Origin of the sequence: Pseudomonas frederiksbergensis, assembly GCF_035751725.1 — a bacterium.
GTDB classification, from domain to species: domain Bacteria; phylum Pseudomonadota; class Gammaproteobacteria; order Pseudomonadales; family Pseudomonadaceae; genus Aquipseudomonas; species Aquipseudomonas frederiksbergensis_A.
The window spans coordinates 2,538,879-2,554,332 of sequence record NZ_CP142104.1 but is presented as its reverse complement, the minus strand read 5'-3'; the positions used below and the strand labels follow the sequence as shown (position 1 = coordinate 2,554,332).

The following is a 15,454-nucleotide window of genomic DNA, read 5'->3' as shown; positions in this document are numbered from 1 at the left end:
AATTCGTCTAGCAAGGTGTCGCCGCGCCTTTGCGCGCGTACCACCACCAGGTCACCACGATGCAGCTCAGGTAGAAGCCGACGAACATGTAGAAGGCCATCTCCGGGCCGCCGGTCAGGGCCATCGAAGTGCCGAATGACTTGGGAATGAAGAAGGCTCCGAAGGCGCCCATGGCCGAGCTGAAGCCCAGCACCGCCGCCGACTCCTTGCCGGCGTTCTTGAGCGCTTGCTCACGTACCTCGGGCTTTTTGCCCAGGGCGGCTTTCTCGTGCAGGGTGCGGAAGATCACCGGGATCATGCGGAAGGTCGAACCGTTGCCCACGCCGGTGGTGATAAACAGCAACATGAACATGCCCAGGAAGCCGTAGAAGCTGCCGCCCTCGCCGCCCTTAGGCAGAAAGTGCAAGACGCCGAACACCATCACGATCATCAACACGAAGTTCCACAGGGTGACTTTGGCGCCACCGAGCTTGTCCGCCAGCCAGCCACCCAGCGGCCGCACCAAGGCCCCCACCAGCGGGCCGAGGAAGGCGAATTTCAGGGCGATGACTTCCGGGAACGAGGTCTTGATCAGCAGCGGGAACGCGGCGGAGAAACCGATGAACGAACCGAAGGTGGCCAGGTACAGCCAGCACATCAACCAGTTGTGCTTGCGCTTGAAGATCACCGCCTGTTCGCTGAACGATGCCCGGGCGCTGGACAGGTCGTTCATGCCGAACCAGGCAATCAGGGTCACGGCGAGGATGAACGGCACCCAGATGAAACCGGCGTTCTGCAACCACAGCGAGCTGCCGTCGGCCAACACCTGCGGCTGGCCACCCATGAAGCCGAAGACCCCGAAGGAAATCACCAGCGGCACGCAGAACTGCATCACCGACACGCCGAGGTTGCCCAGCCCGGCGTTGAGGCCCAGGGCAGTGCCCTGCTGGGATTTCGGGTAGAAGAAGCTGATGTTGGACATGCTCGAGGCGAAGTTGCCGCCGCCGAAACCGCAGAGCAATGCGATCAGCACGAACACGCTGTAGGGCGTGGAAGGCTCCTGGACCGCGAAACCCATCCACAGCGCTGGTATCAACAGGGATGCGGTGCTCAGGGCTGTCCAGCGACGGCCACCGAAGATCGGCACCATGAACGAGTAGAAAATGCGCAAGGTCGCGCCGGACAATCCCGGCAACGCCGCCAGCCAGAACAGCTGGTCGGTGCTGAAGCTGAAGCCAATGGCATTCAGGCGCACGATCACCGTGCTCCAGACCATCCACACCGCGAAGGCCAACAGCAGCGCCGGGATGGAAATCCACAGGTTGCGCCGGGCCGTCAGTTTGCCGCTACTGCCCCAGAAAGCTGGGTCTTCCGGGCGCCAGTCATGAATGACCGGGCCTTTTTCAGGCGTTTGCAGAACGGACATGTTCTTCTCCTTGGGCAATGCTGGAAAACGGGGATTGGCTGGCCGGCGGTTGTTTGCCCAGCAACGGGCGCTTGCGCACCTCGCTGAGGTACATCCAGATCAACGAGACCCAGACCACGCCGTAGAGCAACATGAAGCAGGACGAGCGCACGCCGGTGAGGTCCACCAGGGCGCCAAACATGATCGGCAACACGAAACCACCCAGGCCACCGGCCAGGCCGACGATGCCGGACACCGCGCCCATGTTCTGCGGGTAGTCGTTGGCGATGTACTTGAAGACCGAGGCCTTGCCGAACGCGAAGGCGATGCCCATCACGAACAGCAGCACGGTGAAGAGCGTGGCGTTGAGACCGATGTGGAAATCGACGATGCCGTTGACGGTCTGCACTTGCAGTTGCGTCTGGGGATAGGACAGCAGGAACAGGCAGATCCAGCTCACCCACAACACCCACCAGGTCACGCTCTGGGCGCCCCAGCGGTCGGACATCCAGCCGCCGACGGCCCGCAGCACGCCGCCCGGCAGGGAAAAACACGCCGCCAGCAGCGCCGCGCTTTGCAGGCTGAAACCGTATTCCTGCACGTAGTACTTGGTCATCCACAAGGCCAAGGCTACGTAACCGCCGAACACGATGGAGTAGTACTGGCAGTAGCGCCATACGGCGGGGTCTTTCAGTGACTTGAGTTGCTCGCGCAGGGTGGCGCCGCCGGCACTGCGGTGTTCTTTCTTCTCGGCGGTGAGGAACCAGAACAGCAGCGCGGTGATGAACAGAATCGCGCTGAACACCTTTGGCACCAGGTGCCAGCTGCCCAGCGCAATCAAGGCCGGCGCGAGGAACTTGGTCACTGCGGCACCGGCGTTGCCCGCGCCAAACACGCCCATGGCAAAACCCTGGTTATGCTTGTCGAACCACTTGGCGACGTAGGCGATGCCCACCGAGAACGAGCCGCCGGCCAGGCCGACGAACAGGCCCAGCACCAGGAACTGCCAATAGGCCGTCGCCAAGGTGATCAGGTAGAGCGGCAACACGCAGGACAACATCAGCAGGAAAAACACGATGCGTCCGCCGAAGCGGTCGGTGAGCAGGCCCAGGGGCAGGCGCACCAGCGAACCGGTCAATACCGGCGTGGCGGCCAGCAGGCCAAACTGGGTTTCGTTGAGGGCCAGCAGTTCCTTGATCGGAACGCCGAGCACGGCAAACATCATCCAGACCATGAAGCACACGGTGAAGGCCAGGGTACTCATCCCCAGTACCAGCCCTTGTTGCACTTGCGCTCGCATCACGCTGCCCCCCAGTCAATTCGTTGAGCGCAGACTAGTGATGCCTACCCCGCGAAAACTTGACCTGGGTCAACGAGCGCCCCGGGGCCATTGGCCTATGCTTGGCCCGTCTACCTCCAAGGAGGTAGATCGAGACCTCGATAAAAGCCTTTGTTTATCAATGTCTTGAGCAAGTCGGCCAAAGCTTTTATGGAAACGGAACGGCCGACAACTCTTTAGAGGTAGTGCGCCCAGGATCGGCTGCAACACCCCACGACCCAGGGCGCGCTTGATGCTCGGTCTACCGTTTTTCGCCAAGAGCCAGCGCCCATGATGCGTTGGCTTCGCAGCTCCCTGCCCGCTCGCGCCGGCCTAGCGGTGATCCTCATCGCCATCCTCGCCCTGGCCAGCTCGTTGAGCGCCGGATTGATCGCCTGGTTCAGCCAGGGCGACGCGGCAGCCATCAATACCGCCGGCTCCGTGCGCATGGAGACCTATCACCTGAGCTGGAAGCTCGCGGCCGGCGACGTTGAAGACATCCCCACGATCGTCGACAGTCTGCAGCAACGTCTCGACAGCCCAGCCCTGCGCGCAGTGCTCGAAGACGGGCCGGAAACCGCACTGCACAAAAGCTATCGCGACCTGATGCAGCGCTGGAACCAGACCTTGCGCCCGGCCATCGAGCGCGGCGACTCGGCATTCTTCCAGGCCAGTGCTCGTTCGTTCGTGGAACAACTGGATCAGTTCGTCACGCTGTTGCAACGCCAGAGCGAGCACAAGCAAGGCTGGCAACAGGCAATCCAGGGCATTGCGTTGTTCAGCACCATGATCATCCTGCTGATCGGCCTGTATGAATTGCAGTACGGCGTGGTGATGCCGCTGCAAGAACTGGTTGACGCCACCCAGCGCTTTCGCCGTGGTGAGTTCCAGGTGCGAGTCAATCACCAGTCCGAGGATGAACTGGGCCAGTTGGCGACCAGCTTCAACACCATGGCCGAGACCATCGAGCAATCCCACCGCACCCTGGAAGCCCAGGTGCAACAAAAGACCCTGAATCTGCAACAGGCCAACGCCGCCCTTGAGTTGCTTTACCAGAGCAGCCGCAGCCTCGCGACGCGCCAGGCCAATGCTGAAGGCCTGGATGAACTGATCCGCCGCTTCCAGCAGCGCCTGCCGGGCCTGCGTCTCACGCTGTGCCTGCAAGGACAGCTGCAGTCGCCCGCACGGCATCTGCTGGCCTTGCATGGCGCCGCCAGCCGCCAGGTCTGCGCCAGCAGCGATTGCGCCAGTTGCCACAAACACAACGCCGCGCGCCCGCAAGCTTTCAGCATCAGCAACCAGGGCACTGAGCTGGGTGAACTCAAGGCGCATTTTGTCGACGGTCACGCCGCACAGCCATGGGAAATCGCGCTGATCCAGGCCTTGGCCAACTTGATCGGGACAACGTTGTCCCTCAAGCGCCAGCGCGAACAGGACCATCGCTTGTTGCTGCTCGACGAGCGCACCATCATTGCCCGGGAGCTGCACGACTCCCTCGCCCAGGCCTTGTCGTACATGAAACTGCAAGTCAGCCGCATGCAGACCCTGATGCGTCGCGGCGAACCGGTGCAGACCCTGGAAAACGTCACCGGCGAACTGCGCGAAGGCCTCAACAACGCTTATCGACAACTGCGTGAATTGCTCACCACGTTCCGTTTGCAGATCCGCGACGACGGTTTGGTACAGGAACTCAAGGACACGGCCGAGGAATTCTCCAACCGTGGTGATTTCCAGGTGCACCTGTTCATCGACACCCTGGCCTTCGAGCTGTCGGCCAGCGAGCAGATCCACATCCTGCAGATTACCCGCGAGGCCCTGTCCAACTGCTTGCGCCACGCCCATGCGCAAAACGCCTGGCTGCAATTGCGCCAGGAAGGCGAGACCGTGCGCCTTTGCATCGAGGACGATGGCCGGGGTTTCAGCGGCGAAGTGGACCAGCGCGAGCACCACGGTCTGAACATCATGAACGAACGCGCCCGCAGCCTGCGCGGCCAACTCGACATTCACTCCCGAACGCCCCAGGGCACCCGTATCCAGGTGCATTTCCAACCGGAGTTCCTGGGCCACCACACCGAAGGCATCGCAACATGAACGCCCCTTTGCGCCACACCCTGCTGCTGGTCGACGACCATCCGATGATGCGTCGCGGGATCCGCCAGATGCTCGAACTCGAAGACGATCTGCACATCGTCGGCGAAGCCAGCCACGGCGAAGAAGCCCTGGCGCTGATCGAACCGCTCAAGCCCGACCTGGTGCTGCTGGACAACAACATGCCGCAGATGAACGGCATCGAGACTCTGCGCCGGCTGCGCGCCATGCACTACACCGGCAAGGTGCTGCTGTTCACCGTGTCCGACGCCGAGGACGACATCCGCGATGCCCTGCGCCTGGACGCCAACGGTTACCTGCTCAAGGACATGGAGCCTGAGTTGCTGATCCAGTACATCCGCGACGCCCTCAACGGCGCCCTGGTGATCAGCCCCGGCCTGACCCGCGTCATGGCCCAGGCTTTGCGCTCGCCACCGCGCCAGGCCGATGTGGAACTGACCGAGCGCGAACGCCAGGTCCTCAAGACCATCGCCGGCGGTTTCAGCAACAAGGTCATCGGTCACAAGCTGGGCATCACCGAGGGCACGGTCAAGGTGCATGTGAAGAACCTGCTGCACAAGCTCGGCTTGCGTTCGCGGGTCGAAGCGGCGGTGTGGGCGATGGAGCATTTGCGCGGGGCGGGTTAGTCCCGGTTGAGTCATACAACACGCTACCGATCTGCGCCGGCAGTGAAAGATTGGATCGACCGCCTCTCCTCCCTCTTCCGAGGTAAGCCTGCCGAGGCATAGGCCGCCGACGACTTGGGCACTACCATGACGGCACGCGGAGGTACGCCATGCTGACCCACCCTTCCATCGTTTTACTGTTGCGTCGTCATCACCTGTTCAGCCAACTGCCTGAGCGGGTCTTTGAAGATGTCTGTAGCCTGGCTGTCCTCAAACGCCTGGAATGCAACAGCACGCTCATGCACCAGGGCGATCCGGCCAAGCGATTTTTCTTGCTGGTCAGTGGCCAGATCAAGCTCTTCCGGGTCACCGGCGAGGGCCAGGAAAACCTGGTGGAAATCATCCAGCCCGGGCAGACCTTCGCCGAAGCCCTGCTGTTCAGCCAGGCCCGTTGCTACCCGGTCAGCGCGTCGGCGATCAAGGACAGCGTGCTGGTGAGTATCGAGGGGACGCATTATCTCAAGGCGCTGGAGGACCAGCCCAAGGTCTGCCTGGCGATCCTGGCCAGCATGAGCATTCATCTGCACCAGCGACTCAAGGACATCGACAACCTGACCTTGGCCAGTGCCAGTCGGCGGGTGATCAATTTTCTGTTGCAGGAGCGCGATCCGCGGGATGGTCAGGTGGTGTTGCAGGTGTCCAAGCGGCTAGTGGCTTCGAAGCTGGGGATCCAGCCGGAGACGTTTTCGCGGATTCTTCATCGGTTGGTGGATGGGGGGTTGATTGCCATGGAGCGGCGCAACATTCGTATCCTGGCTGAAGAAGAGCTGACTGCTTACCAACAGTAGCCGAGCCAGTCTCAGATTTGACCATGGTCAAGGCGTGCTATTGCCGGCCTCGCACACTGGCAGCGTCTATCAGAGGAGAACCCTCATGTCCGATTTAAGCCTTCCCTTGGTCTACTCCTGCTCCGGCTGCTCTAATGTCGCGCAGTTGGCCAATACCCTGGCCCTGCGCCTGGATCGCAGCGGCCTGGCCGAGATGTCCTGCATCGTCGGGGTCGGCGGACATGTGGCTGCGCTGGTCAAAAAAGCGCGCTCGGGACGGCGAATCCTGGCGCTGGATGGCTGCCCGCTGCAATGCGTCGAAAGCTGCCTGAACCAGCACGACCTGCACGCCGATGTGCATCTGATCTTCAGCCACCATGGTTTGCGCAAACGCAACGGCGAGGATTGCACCGAGGAGCAGAGTGACGAGTTGTTTGAGGAGATCAAGCGGTTGCTTGAAGGCCGGATGATCGAAGCCACCGAGACGGCTTGAGAAGGCGAACAGGTTTAGTGACGAACACCTAACCGGTGGCGAGGGAGCTTGCTCCCGCTGGACCGCAAAGCGGTCCTAAAACCTTTAGCCGCGGCATGTCAGTTGGAACGCAGTTGCTTTTATTCAATTTTTTAAATCAGCTCAACCGATACCGCAAATCTAATCTTGTCTGAGACAACGGGCCAAGAAACTAAAAGATCTCGGAAATTACTTACAGTAAACTCCTAAGACCCATCCTAAGATAGCAACATACCTTTCCTAATAACCTGTAAGCCAATTCCCACAATCGGCACGATTAACATTTCAGAAAATTCGCACCCCCTTCGCGACGACACAAAGTCGCAACATCCTGATATTAGTTTTAGCTGGCATAATCTCAAATATCTGCAAATCTCATTGGTGTTGCGCAACTAAATTCCCTCAACACAATATTACCGACAGGATAAATAAAATGGACTCTCTAGTTAACGATGCAACCTTCGAGCTTGAACCGGACGCAGAAACCGCGGAGAAATTCTCCGTTATTCTGAACGATGAAAGCCTGATGCATGCCGGCTTTGTGGCACATCAGTCGAACAACAACGTATTGACGCTGGCTCTGGCTGACGACGTTAGAATCGCAGCCTGAAAAAACGGGAGGGATATAATTCCCTCCCGCTTTCTATTGTGTCGAACATGATACTTGCTTATACCTTTCATCAGTCAAAGGTGACCAATTATGCAAAGGCTTAGTTCGAGCCTCCGTCGCCGCAGTGCCGAAGAAACATTAAAAATCATCGTCAGCGATATAGCGCCGCGCTTGGGCATTACCCGAGTAACCGACACAACCTGGCTGGACCGTATTGGAATTCCGGTATTCGCCAGTATACGACCCGATGCATTGAAGGGTTCGCTGTGCGTAAATGCTGGCAAAGGCCTCAGATCAGCAGAAGCGAAGATAGGCGCGTACATGGAAGCCATTGAGTTCAGCCTTGCGCAATACAACACGGCGCAACTGAAGCTGTTAAAGACCACGCCGAGGCAACTCATTGAAAGCCACGAAGGACGAATAGCTTTCAATCAGTTCTGCATGTTGTATGGCTTCTCTGCCGATGCCGACTCGCTCATCATGGCCATCGAAGTTGAAGATGTATTGCGCAAGCAAACGGTGCTTGCACCCGCCGAACTGGTGTTCATCCCCTACCCCGAAAACCCCGGACAACAACTCTTCGGGGAAAGCTCCAGTGGCTTGGCTTCAGGCAATGACTTGGTGGAAGCCTCGGTACACGCTGTTTGCGAACTCATGGAGCGCGATGTTCAAGCCTTTAATCATCTGCATGACCGCTCCTGCCTCGTCAATCTAGACCGCTACAGCTCAGAAACCGACTCTCTGATCAATAAAATCAATGACGCGGGATTGAGCCTGTCGGTTCGTTACACCGAGAACTGTTTTGGCCTGGCCTACTTCCAGGCTTTTATCATGGAAGAGTCCTCCCACGCGCCCATCTCTGTGGCCACCGGTTCAGGGTTACATCCCATCAAGGATGTCGCCTTGATCCGGGCTATCTGCGAGGCGGCCCAAAGCCGTTTAAGCCACATCCACGGGGGCCGGGACGACATCATTGAGCGCGTCAAATACTTCGAGAAGAAGGGCCGTTCGGTCGAGCTTCAGGCCATCTCACGCTTGCGTACCGTGGCCACCTCTCGGAACCAGATGATCGATTACTCCTCCATCGACTGCCAGGAAGCCGCGATCCCCACGATCGAATCGGCCTGGGAGTTGCTCATTGAGCGGTTGCAAAGTGTCGGGCTCAGTACCGTGCTAAGGGTTTTGCTCAGTAAAGCGACGGACGACATCACTGTGATCAGGATCATTATTCCGGGGCTTGAAACCTTTGAACCCGGTTTGAAAAGGGTCGGCCCGAGGTTACTTACGTATGTCAAACAAAGCGCTTGAGGCATGCACGCTTTTTGCGGGCCCCTCCCTGCAAGCGATAGACAGTCAATTACTGCGCGGTGGTGGCTTGATGGTGCGCCCGCCTGTCAAGCGTGGCGATATCGAACGCCTGGTCGCGCAATCGCCCCCTTCGAACATCGCCATTGTCGATGGCGTGTTCCATGCTCACCCTGCCGTCGGCCATGCCGAGATACTTGACGCTCTGGGTGCGGGTTGGCGCATTTGGGGATTGTCGTCCATGGGGGCCATTCGCGCCTGTGAAATGGATACGCTGGGAATGACAGGCTTTGGTGAAGTGTATCGACAATTCGCTAGCGATCCGGACATGTCCGACGACGAAGTGACCCTGATACATCAAACACAGGAACCCTTTCTTTCACTCAGCGAACCACTTATTCATATCAGGCAGTTTTTAGGACAGTGGACGACTGAACGGATCATTACGCCGGCACAAGAGCAACACATACTTCACTACCTGAAAAACATGTGGTACGGACATCGAACACTAAATTGTTTGAAAGAAGCTTTGCTGGCACTCCCTGTCGCGACGAAACAAATAGACAACGCCCTGGCCAATTTTTCTGCCTACCGAATAAAGAGCCTGGACTTGATCGAATTTCTCAAACTACAACCATGGACGAGGACGGTGAAACAGAATGTCGCCATCAGAGATACTGTGTGAAATAAACGGCTTGCCCTTTGTGCACTCCTTGTTCAATAGCACAAAACTTTTAACACTCGTCGCCGTTGTACGTAGAAATATCGAGGGAGGCGAGTTACCTTTAACCACCTATTTGCAACCAGACTTCGCCACCGCCCTGTATGCTCGGCACGTCGAAGGTGCGCCCGTGTTTCCACCCTATAAAGCGCTCGGTAACGCCGAGCAGATCATGTTGGCTGAAGCGAAGAGTAACCTCAAAGCCTTGCTGCCGGAATGGACCAGATTATTGGACCTGCCGGTTAATATACATAAATTGCTGACTCAACAAGTCAGCCTAACCAACCCTGTGTTGCCGCAACAAATGTTTCTGGGCGAAGCCGCGTTTACCAGCATGACGGACCTTGAAGAGTTACTGGTGCACGAACTGTCCCATATCTGGTCCAGTTTGATCGCTGAGATTTACGACTTCCAGCTCAAGGACAGCTCAAACGACTACATACTGCCATCAGGAACCGGAGGCAAGAACCCTAGGGGTGTCTTGCTGGCTTGCCTGTTTGCGGTCAGCGCCGTGAACTACCACCAGCGGTTGCTGATCAGCGGTTCCGTGCGAGCTCGTCCCGAACGACTCGACTACTTGCATCAGTACTTTCTCAAAAGTCTGGCCACTCTCCAGGCCTCGGCCGAACTGTCCGAAATCGGAAAACTGATCACCTCCAAGCTGGATGCGTTTTCCAGCGACCTGACAACTGACACCTTTCAAGGATGACCCATGGCCGTCGTACACTTTCCCCGGCAGTTCATGCACTACACCGAACAGCATAAAACACACGTTACTGAAGGCTTGTGTGTCAGCGATGTGCTGAGCAATCTAACCGCACGATTTCCCGATCTGATTGGCCCGGTCTTCTCTGAGGATCTGTACCCGCTGCCGTTCGTGGGGTTGTTCGTCGACGGCATGCCCGTGACCAACGAGCATGACCGTCATTGCCCCCTGGACAGCAATGCGCAATTGATCCTGATCAACGCAGTGGCAGGTGGCTGACATGCATTGCAACCTCAAAACGGATACCTCCCGTTACGCCCGCCAAATCATCCTCAGCGAGGTCGGCGCTCAGGGGCAGCAACGTCTCAAAGACAGTAAAGTGCTGGTGGTCGGCGCCGGGGGGCTGGGCTGCCCGGTACTTCTATACTTGGCAGGTGCGGGCGTCGGGACGATCGGCATCGTTGATAACGATATTGTCGACGTGAACAATCTGCATCGACAAATTCTCTATGCGAATGCCGATGTAGGCGACCTGAAAGTCTCGGCAGCCAAACGTCGCATCAACCAGTTGAACCCCAACATCGTCGTCCACACCGCTGCCACGACGCTGAACTCGGACAACGTCCTGTCGCTGCTAGCCGAATACGACATCATCGTCGACGCTACTGATAACTTCGGCGCTAAATACCTCATCAGTGACGCCTGTATCGAGTGTGAGAAACCGATGGTCTATGCGTCGATCAGTCAATTCGAGGGGCAGGTGTCGGTATTCAATTATTACAATCAGCACACCCAACAACGGGGGCCGTGCTTCCGGGATCTGTTCGAAACACCGCCGCCACCGCACTTGACGCAAAATTGCTCGGAAGCGGGTGTTCTTGGCGTTATACCTGGCTTGCTCGGTTGCTTTCAGGCCAATGAGGTACTCAAGCTCATCCTCCGTGCCGGGGAGCCATTGAGCGGGCAATTGTTGTCTATCGACTGCCTGGACAACACCTTCCACCTATTGAACATCAACAAAAAAACACGGGACCGCCCCCCTGCGAGAACGCTTGGCGCTACAACCACGCCTGCGTGGCGCGATAGCGACTGGCTATCACCCGACACCCTGCATGACTGGATAGCGACACAAGCCCCATTTCAATTGGTTGATGTGCGCGATGTCAGCGAGCATCAGCAAGGTTCGCTAGGCGGCAGACCGATTCCGCTCAAAGACATCATCAAGCGCCAGGATGAACTCGATACCGCCCGCCGTATCGTTTTCTATTGCAAATCCGGCATCAGGAGCAAGGCGGCCCTCCTGGCAATTCGTACCGTCAGTCAGGAAGCAGAACTCTATAGCCTTGAGGGTGGCATCGAGCGGTATCTGGAGATTTACCCTAATGAACGTACCTCTTCTTTTTTTGAACACCCCTGATTGCGCAGCTACCTTATCCGGATCAAAGGTACGTCAATGAATGTAAATTTTTCAGGCATTACGTGGGGCTTTCCCGGCATCGACAGGCGTCTTCTGAAAGTGCAATTCAGCTTTTTGTTGATGGTTTTGGGCGGGCGGTGCAATCAACTGGCAGTGGCCTGGTGGGCCTTGCAGGAAACAGGCTCCGCGCTCTATTTCGCCAACATGATTGCCTGTTCCATCGCGGCGGAGGTGTTAGCCAAACCCCTGCTGGGATGGCTGGGGGACAAATACAACAAAATCCTGATCATCAAGCTGGCCTCATGGATCAGCCTGCTAGCAGCGCTGTTGATGGTGGTGCTGTCCGCCACGGGGTCGTTCAACCCCTGGACGGTTGGCGCGCTGATGATGATCAGCAGTGCGATTGTCGGCGTACGCGACCCTCTCCAGGCGTCGATCATTCCTTTGTTTGCAGACGACGATAAAGTCTCCCTGGCCTTTCGGACCAAAAGCGTGATGTCGTCCTTTTCCATTCTGCTGGGGCCGGTATTGGCCAGCGGGTTGATTTACGGGTTCGGTATCACGTTCGCCTTTGCCGCCGATTTTTTTGCGATTCTCATCGCCGTGGCGTTGATCGCGACCATCCCGAGCCCCATCGGTGCCACTGGCCAAGGCGAAAAAGCCCCGGGTGCCAGCGGCTTCAGCATGATCTATTCCGGCTTCAAAGTGGTTTATGGAGTGAAAGTTGAATTTTACCTGGCCATCATCGCAATGCTGATCAACTTTGCCCTGTTTCCGTTCTTCACCATCCTGATCCCACTGTATGTAAAAGACGTCATCCAGTACCCGGTCACTTACATCGGTCTTCTGGATTCGTGTTTCGGGCTGGGCATTCTGGCGGGCAGTTACAAGATCATCGGCTGGTTATCCGACCGGGTCCCCCGTGACATGTGCGTGTCCGCTGGTTTCGCATTACTGGGGGGCAACCTAGTGGTGGTCGGGACCGTTTCATCGTCGTTCATCGTGCCCGCAGCCTTTTTCTGCGGCGGCATTGGGCTGATGTTGATTAACATCCCCACCTCCGCTGTGAGGTTGCTGGCAACGCCAAAGCTGCATCGCAATCGGATTTTTGCCACAGTTTCATTTCTGTCTGCGGCGGCCAGCCCCTTGGGCAGTTTCGCGATGAACGCCCTGATCGCCTATCTGGGGGTTGCACTGACAATCACGCTGCTGGGCGTCATGGTGCTGCTGTTGTCTCTGCTGGTCTTTCTGGTACCTGACTTCAAAACTTTCATGCGTTCCCAGGATACGCAGCTCAATGATGCCTATCTGGACAAATACCCTAAAGCGTTTGCGCACTGACGTGCCTCGCCCTACCCCAGTCTCTTACAAACGGAGTTGCCTTTAACCATGCCGGACTTCAAGGATCGACCTGAATCTGCTCGACATGAATCGATCTTCTGCGGCCAATATTATGACGACATGGGCTGTACCGGTTTTCTGGGGGATCCGTCCAAGGATCGAGTCTCGGTTCTGATGCTGGGGCTATCGGACGGTGTGGCGTTGGCGCCGATCGCAGCCAGCACCAGAGTTGCGAGCCTGTTGGCCGTTGATTTGGACGAGACGGCCCTCGTACGCAGCCTCGACAACCGGAACCGACTTGCAGCGCATGTCGACTTCGACAGCGTGGTCGCCGATGCCGCGCACTTCCTGGTCGTCACTCCCGACCGGTACGACGTCATTATTGTCGACCTCTACACCGAGAGCGCGTATGCCCCGATCGTGTTTGATCACGGATTCCACCAACTATTGAAGAGCCGCCTCAATCCCCTCGGTCACGTGGTGTTCAACGGTTTTGGCGTTCCCATGAATCTGGACCCGTTCAACGGCCCTACGCCCCAGGCTTGGCTCGCCCACTGCCTGAACGATAGCTGGGGCGACATTCATCACCTGCCCCATCGACGCAATGCGACGTTCATTATCGGCCCACCGCCATCAACCGTAATGGGCGCCGCACCTGCCGTGGAATTTTTATGCGCCAGTGACCGGCTCTTTATGGACATCATGAGCCTTCGCCTGCGTTACCTGACGCCCACGGTTATCCGTCACGCGCCGCTTGTGCCCCCAGCGCTGGACTTCGTAGGGATTGATCTGGAGGTGCAAAAACGCTGGATGGACTCATTACCCGCGTTGTCTGCGCTACTTCCGGCCTCGCTGAAGCTGAGCAACCCCAACGATCTTCGTGTGTTACTGGATGCCCCCGACGCTTGCCAAGCGCTGCAAGAGAGATTATTGAAAGAAAAATCGTCGCTGCGTACCACGCTGGCGTTGCTGATCGCAGGCGAGGTCAATTTCTCGGACCGCGATATGTCATGGCTCCCCGACTGGGTTGTCGCGACACTGGAGAACAGCGTCGAGATTCACCCGCGAGACTGGCTGGAGGGTTTACTCCCTTACGCCTATGGCGTCATTACCCATAGAACCCGGGGAGACGTGTCCAAAGTGGAAGGTTTTCGACGAGCGCTAGTCCGATTGTCAACGAGCACTTCCCTTGGGCGTAGAGACTCAGACTTGATCTGACGATTACCACAGCAACTCAACCTCTCAGACCGCCGCCAACCCCTTCCCCGCCCTTTCCAGATTGCGCCAAAGCCACGGCGGCAACACCTCCGGATCAAGACTGTCGATCAAGTTCTTCAACGCCAGCCCCAACTCGGTGTCCCCCTCGATCACCAACCGACGACGAAAGAACAACGTATCCGGATCTTCCTGGCGACTGGCCAGCAACAGGAACTCACGCCAATTGCCGCTGATGGAAACCTGCGCCTCGGCCCGTTCGGCGATGCGCAGGCCATCGCGGCCGAGGGTCAGGTACCAGCACAGCTTAAGATCAAGCACCCGAAGACATAACCAGCGATCACGCAGCACCTCGAACCCGCCCTCGCGCAACGGCTCGGCCAAGCACCGGTTGAGCGCCTGCTGCAACGCCAGTCGCTGCACTACGAACGGCACCTTGCCCACCAGCGGCAGCAAGCGATCGGCACCTTTGAGCACCCACTTCTTCGGACTCAACACAGGCCCGCCTCCTCTACCTTCAACATGCCGGCATGGCCGTGCCAGTAACCATTGCATCCTTCCACGAACAACGGCGGTGCTTCGCCCTGGCGAACCTTGTCGAAAGCCGTGACCACCTCGGCCATGCCTTGGGCGCGCGGGCTCAGGCGCAGCATGTCGGCGCCGCAGGCGGCCAGCGCGGGGTAATCGGCCAGCAGGTTCGTGACCTCGCCGGACATCGTCTGGATGCCGTTGAGGGTGAACAGCTGTTGGCCTTCCTGACTGCTCAACGCCAGGCCATCGGGGTAGTTGATGCAACAGAATTGGCAGTCGTCCTTGGGCCGGTTTTCAGCCCGGGCGGTGAAACAGCGCGCCGAGTAAGCCAAGGGCAGATGACCATAGGCGAAGATCTCCACTTCGGGCAGATCGCGGTCCATGTCCCGCACTTGTTCCAGCACATCGGCAATCAGTGCCGCCGAGCATTCCACCGGCGGCACCCAACGAATCATGCCGCTGTCGAGCAGTTGCCCCAGGGCGTGGCCGTTGTACAGGTTCAGCGCCGGACCGCCCACAAAGGGCAATTTGCGTTCGGCCATGAACTGCACAGCGCCCATGTCGTTGGCCTCCACCAGCAACTCGCCGTTGTCACACAGACGGCGCAGCGAGGACAGCTCCGACGCCGCTTCGATCAGCGTCAGGCTCGACAACACAATCTGCGCCTGACTGCAGGCTTGCAGCTCGCGCCCCAGGCCCAGCCATTGATCCAGGGAAAACGCCCGGCGTTTCGAACAGACGGTTTCCCCCAGGTAAATCACGTCCAGTGGCAAGGCCGACATCTCGGCATAGAAATTTGCCAGTTGCACTTTGTCCCAATAGAACAGGACCGGTCCCAGGCTGAGTTTCATCAG

The 15,454-nt window shown here is 58.0% G+C and carries 16 protein-coding genes; 12 read left to right on the top strand and 4 right to left on the bottom strand.

From position 1 onward, the window contains the following. Window positions 1–7: 7 nt before the first annotated feature. Window positions 8–1,405 carry a NarK family nitrate/nitrite MFS transporter gene (locus VQ575_RS11490; protein ID WP_198723121.1) on the bottom strand — a complete coding sequence of 466 codons (1,398 nt, stop codon included), beginning with the start codon at window positions 1,403–1,405 and terminating at the stop codon, window positions 8–10. Continuing rightward, a complete protein-coding gene (locus VQ575_RS11485; RefSeq protein WP_232916770.1) occupies window positions 1,383–2,684 on the bottom strand; it encodes an MFS transporter in 1,302 nt (433 codons plus the stop codon). The genes VQ575_RS11490 and VQ575_RS11485 overlap by 23 nt, the downstream gene beginning before the upstream one ends. A gap of 309 nt (window positions 2,685–2,993) precedes the next feature. On the opposite strand from VQ575_RS11485, the gene VQ575_RS11480 reads away from it, so the two are divergent. From VQ575_RS11480 to VQ575_RS11425, 12 genes are all read left to right on the top strand, one after another. After that, on the top strand, window positions 2,994–4,793 hold the full coding sequence (locus tag VQ575_RS11480; RefSeq protein WP_045155819.1) for a HAMP domain-containing protein: 1,800 nt from the start codon (window positions 2,994–2,996) through the stop codon (window positions 4,791–4,793). Then, complete coding sequence (gene narL / locus VQ575_RS11475; RefSeq protein ID WP_039591120.1) at window positions 4,790–5,437, top strand: two-component system response regulator NarL; 648 nt, start codon at window positions 4,790–4,792, stop codon at window positions 5,435–5,437. Before VQ575_RS11480 ends, narL begins: the two co-directional genes overlap by 4 nt. A 149-nt stretch (window positions 5,438–5,586) precedes the next feature. Beyond that, window positions 5,587–6,264 (top strand): Crp/Fnr family transcriptional regulator, encoded by a 678-nt coding sequence (locus VQ575_RS11470; RefSeq protein WP_325919690.1) that lies wholly within the window; start codon window positions 5,587–5,589, stop codon window positions 6,262–6,264. A gap of 85 nt (window positions 6,265–6,349) precedes the next feature. Further along, window positions 6,350–6,736, top strand: a complete 387-nt coding sequence (locus VQ575_RS11465; RefSeq protein ID WP_039591124.1) for a putative zinc-binding protein — start codon at window positions 6,350–6,352, stop codon at window positions 6,734–6,736. A 451-nt stretch (window positions 6,737–7,187) separates the two neighbouring features. Next, window positions 7,188–7,364: a hypothetical protein gene (locus tag VQ575_RS11460; protein ID WP_325919689.1), complete on the top strand. Its 177-nt coding sequence runs from the start codon at window positions 7,188–7,190 to the stop codon at window positions 7,362–7,364. A gap of 90 nt (window positions 7,365–7,454) precedes the next feature. Beyond that, window positions 7,455–8,672: a YcaO-like family protein gene (locus tag VQ575_RS11455; protein ID WP_325919688.1), complete on the top strand. Its 1,218-nt coding sequence runs from the start codon at window positions 7,455–7,457 to the stop codon at window positions 8,670–8,672. Further along, window positions 8,653–9,354: a TfuA-like protein gene (locus VQ575_RS11450; protein ID WP_052742274.1), complete on the top strand. Its 702-nt coding sequence runs from the start codon at window positions 8,653–8,655 to the stop codon at window positions 9,352–9,354. Before VQ575_RS11455 ends, VQ575_RS11450 begins: the two co-directional genes overlap by 20 nt. After that, entirely contained in the window at window positions 9,329–10,099 is a 771-nt protein-coding gene (locus VQ575_RS11445) for a hypothetical protein (protein WP_155401988.1), read from the top strand. Before VQ575_RS11450 ends, VQ575_RS11445 begins: the two co-directional genes overlap by 26 nt. Window positions 10,100–10,102: 3 nt before the next feature. Next, window positions 10,103–10,375: a MoaD/ThiS family protein gene (locus tag VQ575_RS11440; protein WP_325919687.1), complete on the top strand. Its 273-nt coding sequence runs from the start codon at window positions 10,103–10,105 to the stop codon at window positions 10,373–10,375. 1 nt (window position 10,376) lies between these two features. Beyond that, window positions 10,377–11,513 carry a HesA/MoeB/ThiF family protein gene (locus VQ575_RS11435; RefSeq protein ID WP_325919686.1) on the top strand — a complete coding sequence of 379 codons (1,137 nt, stop codon included), beginning with the start codon at window positions 10,377–10,379 and terminating at the stop codon, window positions 11,511–11,513. A gap of 36 nt (window positions 11,514–11,549) precedes the next feature. Beyond that, the gene (locus VQ575_RS11430; RefSeq protein ID WP_325919684.1) at window positions 11,550–12,854 is read left to right on the top strand and encodes an MFS transporter; all 1,305 of its coding nucleotides are present in this window, start codon (window positions 11,550–11,552) and stop codon (window positions 12,852–12,854) included. Window positions 12,855–12,902: 48 nt separating this feature from the next. Next, on the top strand, window positions 12,903–14,072 hold the full coding sequence (locus VQ575_RS11425) for a spermidine synthase (protein WP_198723116.1): 1,170 nt from the start codon (window positions 12,903–12,905) through the stop codon (window positions 14,070–14,072). Between the two features lie 24 nt (window positions 14,073–14,096). Here the strand turns inward: VQ575_RS11425 and ubiT are convergent, their stop codons facing one another. Both ubiT and VQ575_RS11415 read right to left on the bottom strand, forming a co-directional pair. After that, complete coding sequence (ubiT, locus tag VQ575_RS11420) at window positions 14,097–14,567, bottom strand: ubiquinone anaerobic biosynthesis accessory factor UbiT (protein WP_198723115.1); 471 nt, start codon at window positions 14,565–14,567, stop codon at window positions 14,097–14,099. Then, a complete protein-coding gene (locus VQ575_RS11415) occupies window positions 14,561–15,451 on the bottom strand; it encodes a U32 family peptidase (RefSeq protein ID WP_198723114.1) in 891 nt (296 codons plus the stop codon). Before VQ575_RS11415 ends, ubiT begins: the two co-directional genes overlap by 7 nt. Window positions 15,452–15,454: the final 3 nt, after the last annotated feature.

Excerpts from the sequence above, each read along its gene's own strand:
- VQ575_RS11490 (WP_198723121.1), bottom strand. The coding sequence starts at position 1,405 with ATGTCCGTTCTGCAAACGCCTGAAAAAGGCCCGGTCATTCATGACTGG.
- VQ575_RS11485 (WP_232916770.1), bottom strand. The coding sequence starts at position 2,684 with ATGCGAGCGCAAGTGCAACAAGGGCTGGTACTGGGGATGAGTACCCTG.
- VQ575_RS11480 (WP_045155819.1), top strand. The coding sequence starts at position 2,994 with ATGATGCGTTGGCTTCGCAGCTCCCTGCCCGCTCGCGCCGGCCTAGCG.
- narL (WP_039591120.1), top strand. The coding sequence starts at position 4,790 with ATGAACGCCCCTTTGCGCCACACCCTGCTGCTGGTCGACGACCATCCG.
- VQ575_RS11470 (WP_325919690.1), top strand. The coding sequence starts at position 5,587 with ATGCTGACCCACCCTTCCATCGTTTTACTGTTGCGTCGTCATCACCTG.
- VQ575_RS11465 (WP_039591124.1), top strand. The coding sequence starts at position 6,350 with ATGTCCGATTTAAGCCTTCCCTTGGTCTACTCCTGCTCCGGCTGCTCT.
- VQ575_RS11460 (WP_325919689.1), top strand. The coding sequence starts at position 7,188 with ATGGACTCTCTAGTTAACGATGCAACCTTCGAGCTTGAACCGGACGCA.
- VQ575_RS11455 (WP_325919688.1), top strand. The coding sequence starts at position 7,455 with ATGCAAAGGCTTAGTTCGAGCCTCCGTCGCCGCAGTGCCGAAGAAACA.
- VQ575_RS11450 (WP_052742274.1), top strand. The coding sequence starts at position 8,653 with ATGTCAAACAAAGCGCTTGAGGCATGCACGCTTTTTGCGGGCCCCTCC.
- VQ575_RS11445 (WP_155401988.1), top strand. The coding sequence starts at position 9,329 with ATGTCGCCATCAGAGATACTGTGTGAAATAAACGGCTTGCCCTTTGTG.
- VQ575_RS11440 (WP_325919687.1), top strand. The coding sequence starts at position 10,103 with ATGGCCGTCGTACACTTTCCCCGGCAGTTCATGCACTACACCGAACAG.
- VQ575_RS11435 (WP_325919686.1), top strand. The coding sequence starts at position 10,377 with ATGCATTGCAACCTCAAAACGGATACCTCCCGTTACGCCCGCCAAATC.
- VQ575_RS11430 (WP_325919684.1), top strand. The coding sequence starts at position 11,550 with ATGAATGTAAATTTTTCAGGCATTACGTGGGGCTTTCCCGGCATCGAC.
- VQ575_RS11425 (WP_198723116.1), top strand. The coding sequence starts at position 12,903 with ATGCCGGACTTCAAGGATCGACCTGAATCTGCTCGACATGAATCGATC.
- VQ575_RS11415 (WP_198723114.1), bottom strand. The coding sequence starts at position 15,451 with ATGAAACTCAGCCTGGGACCGGTCCTGTTCTATTGGGACAAAGTGCAA.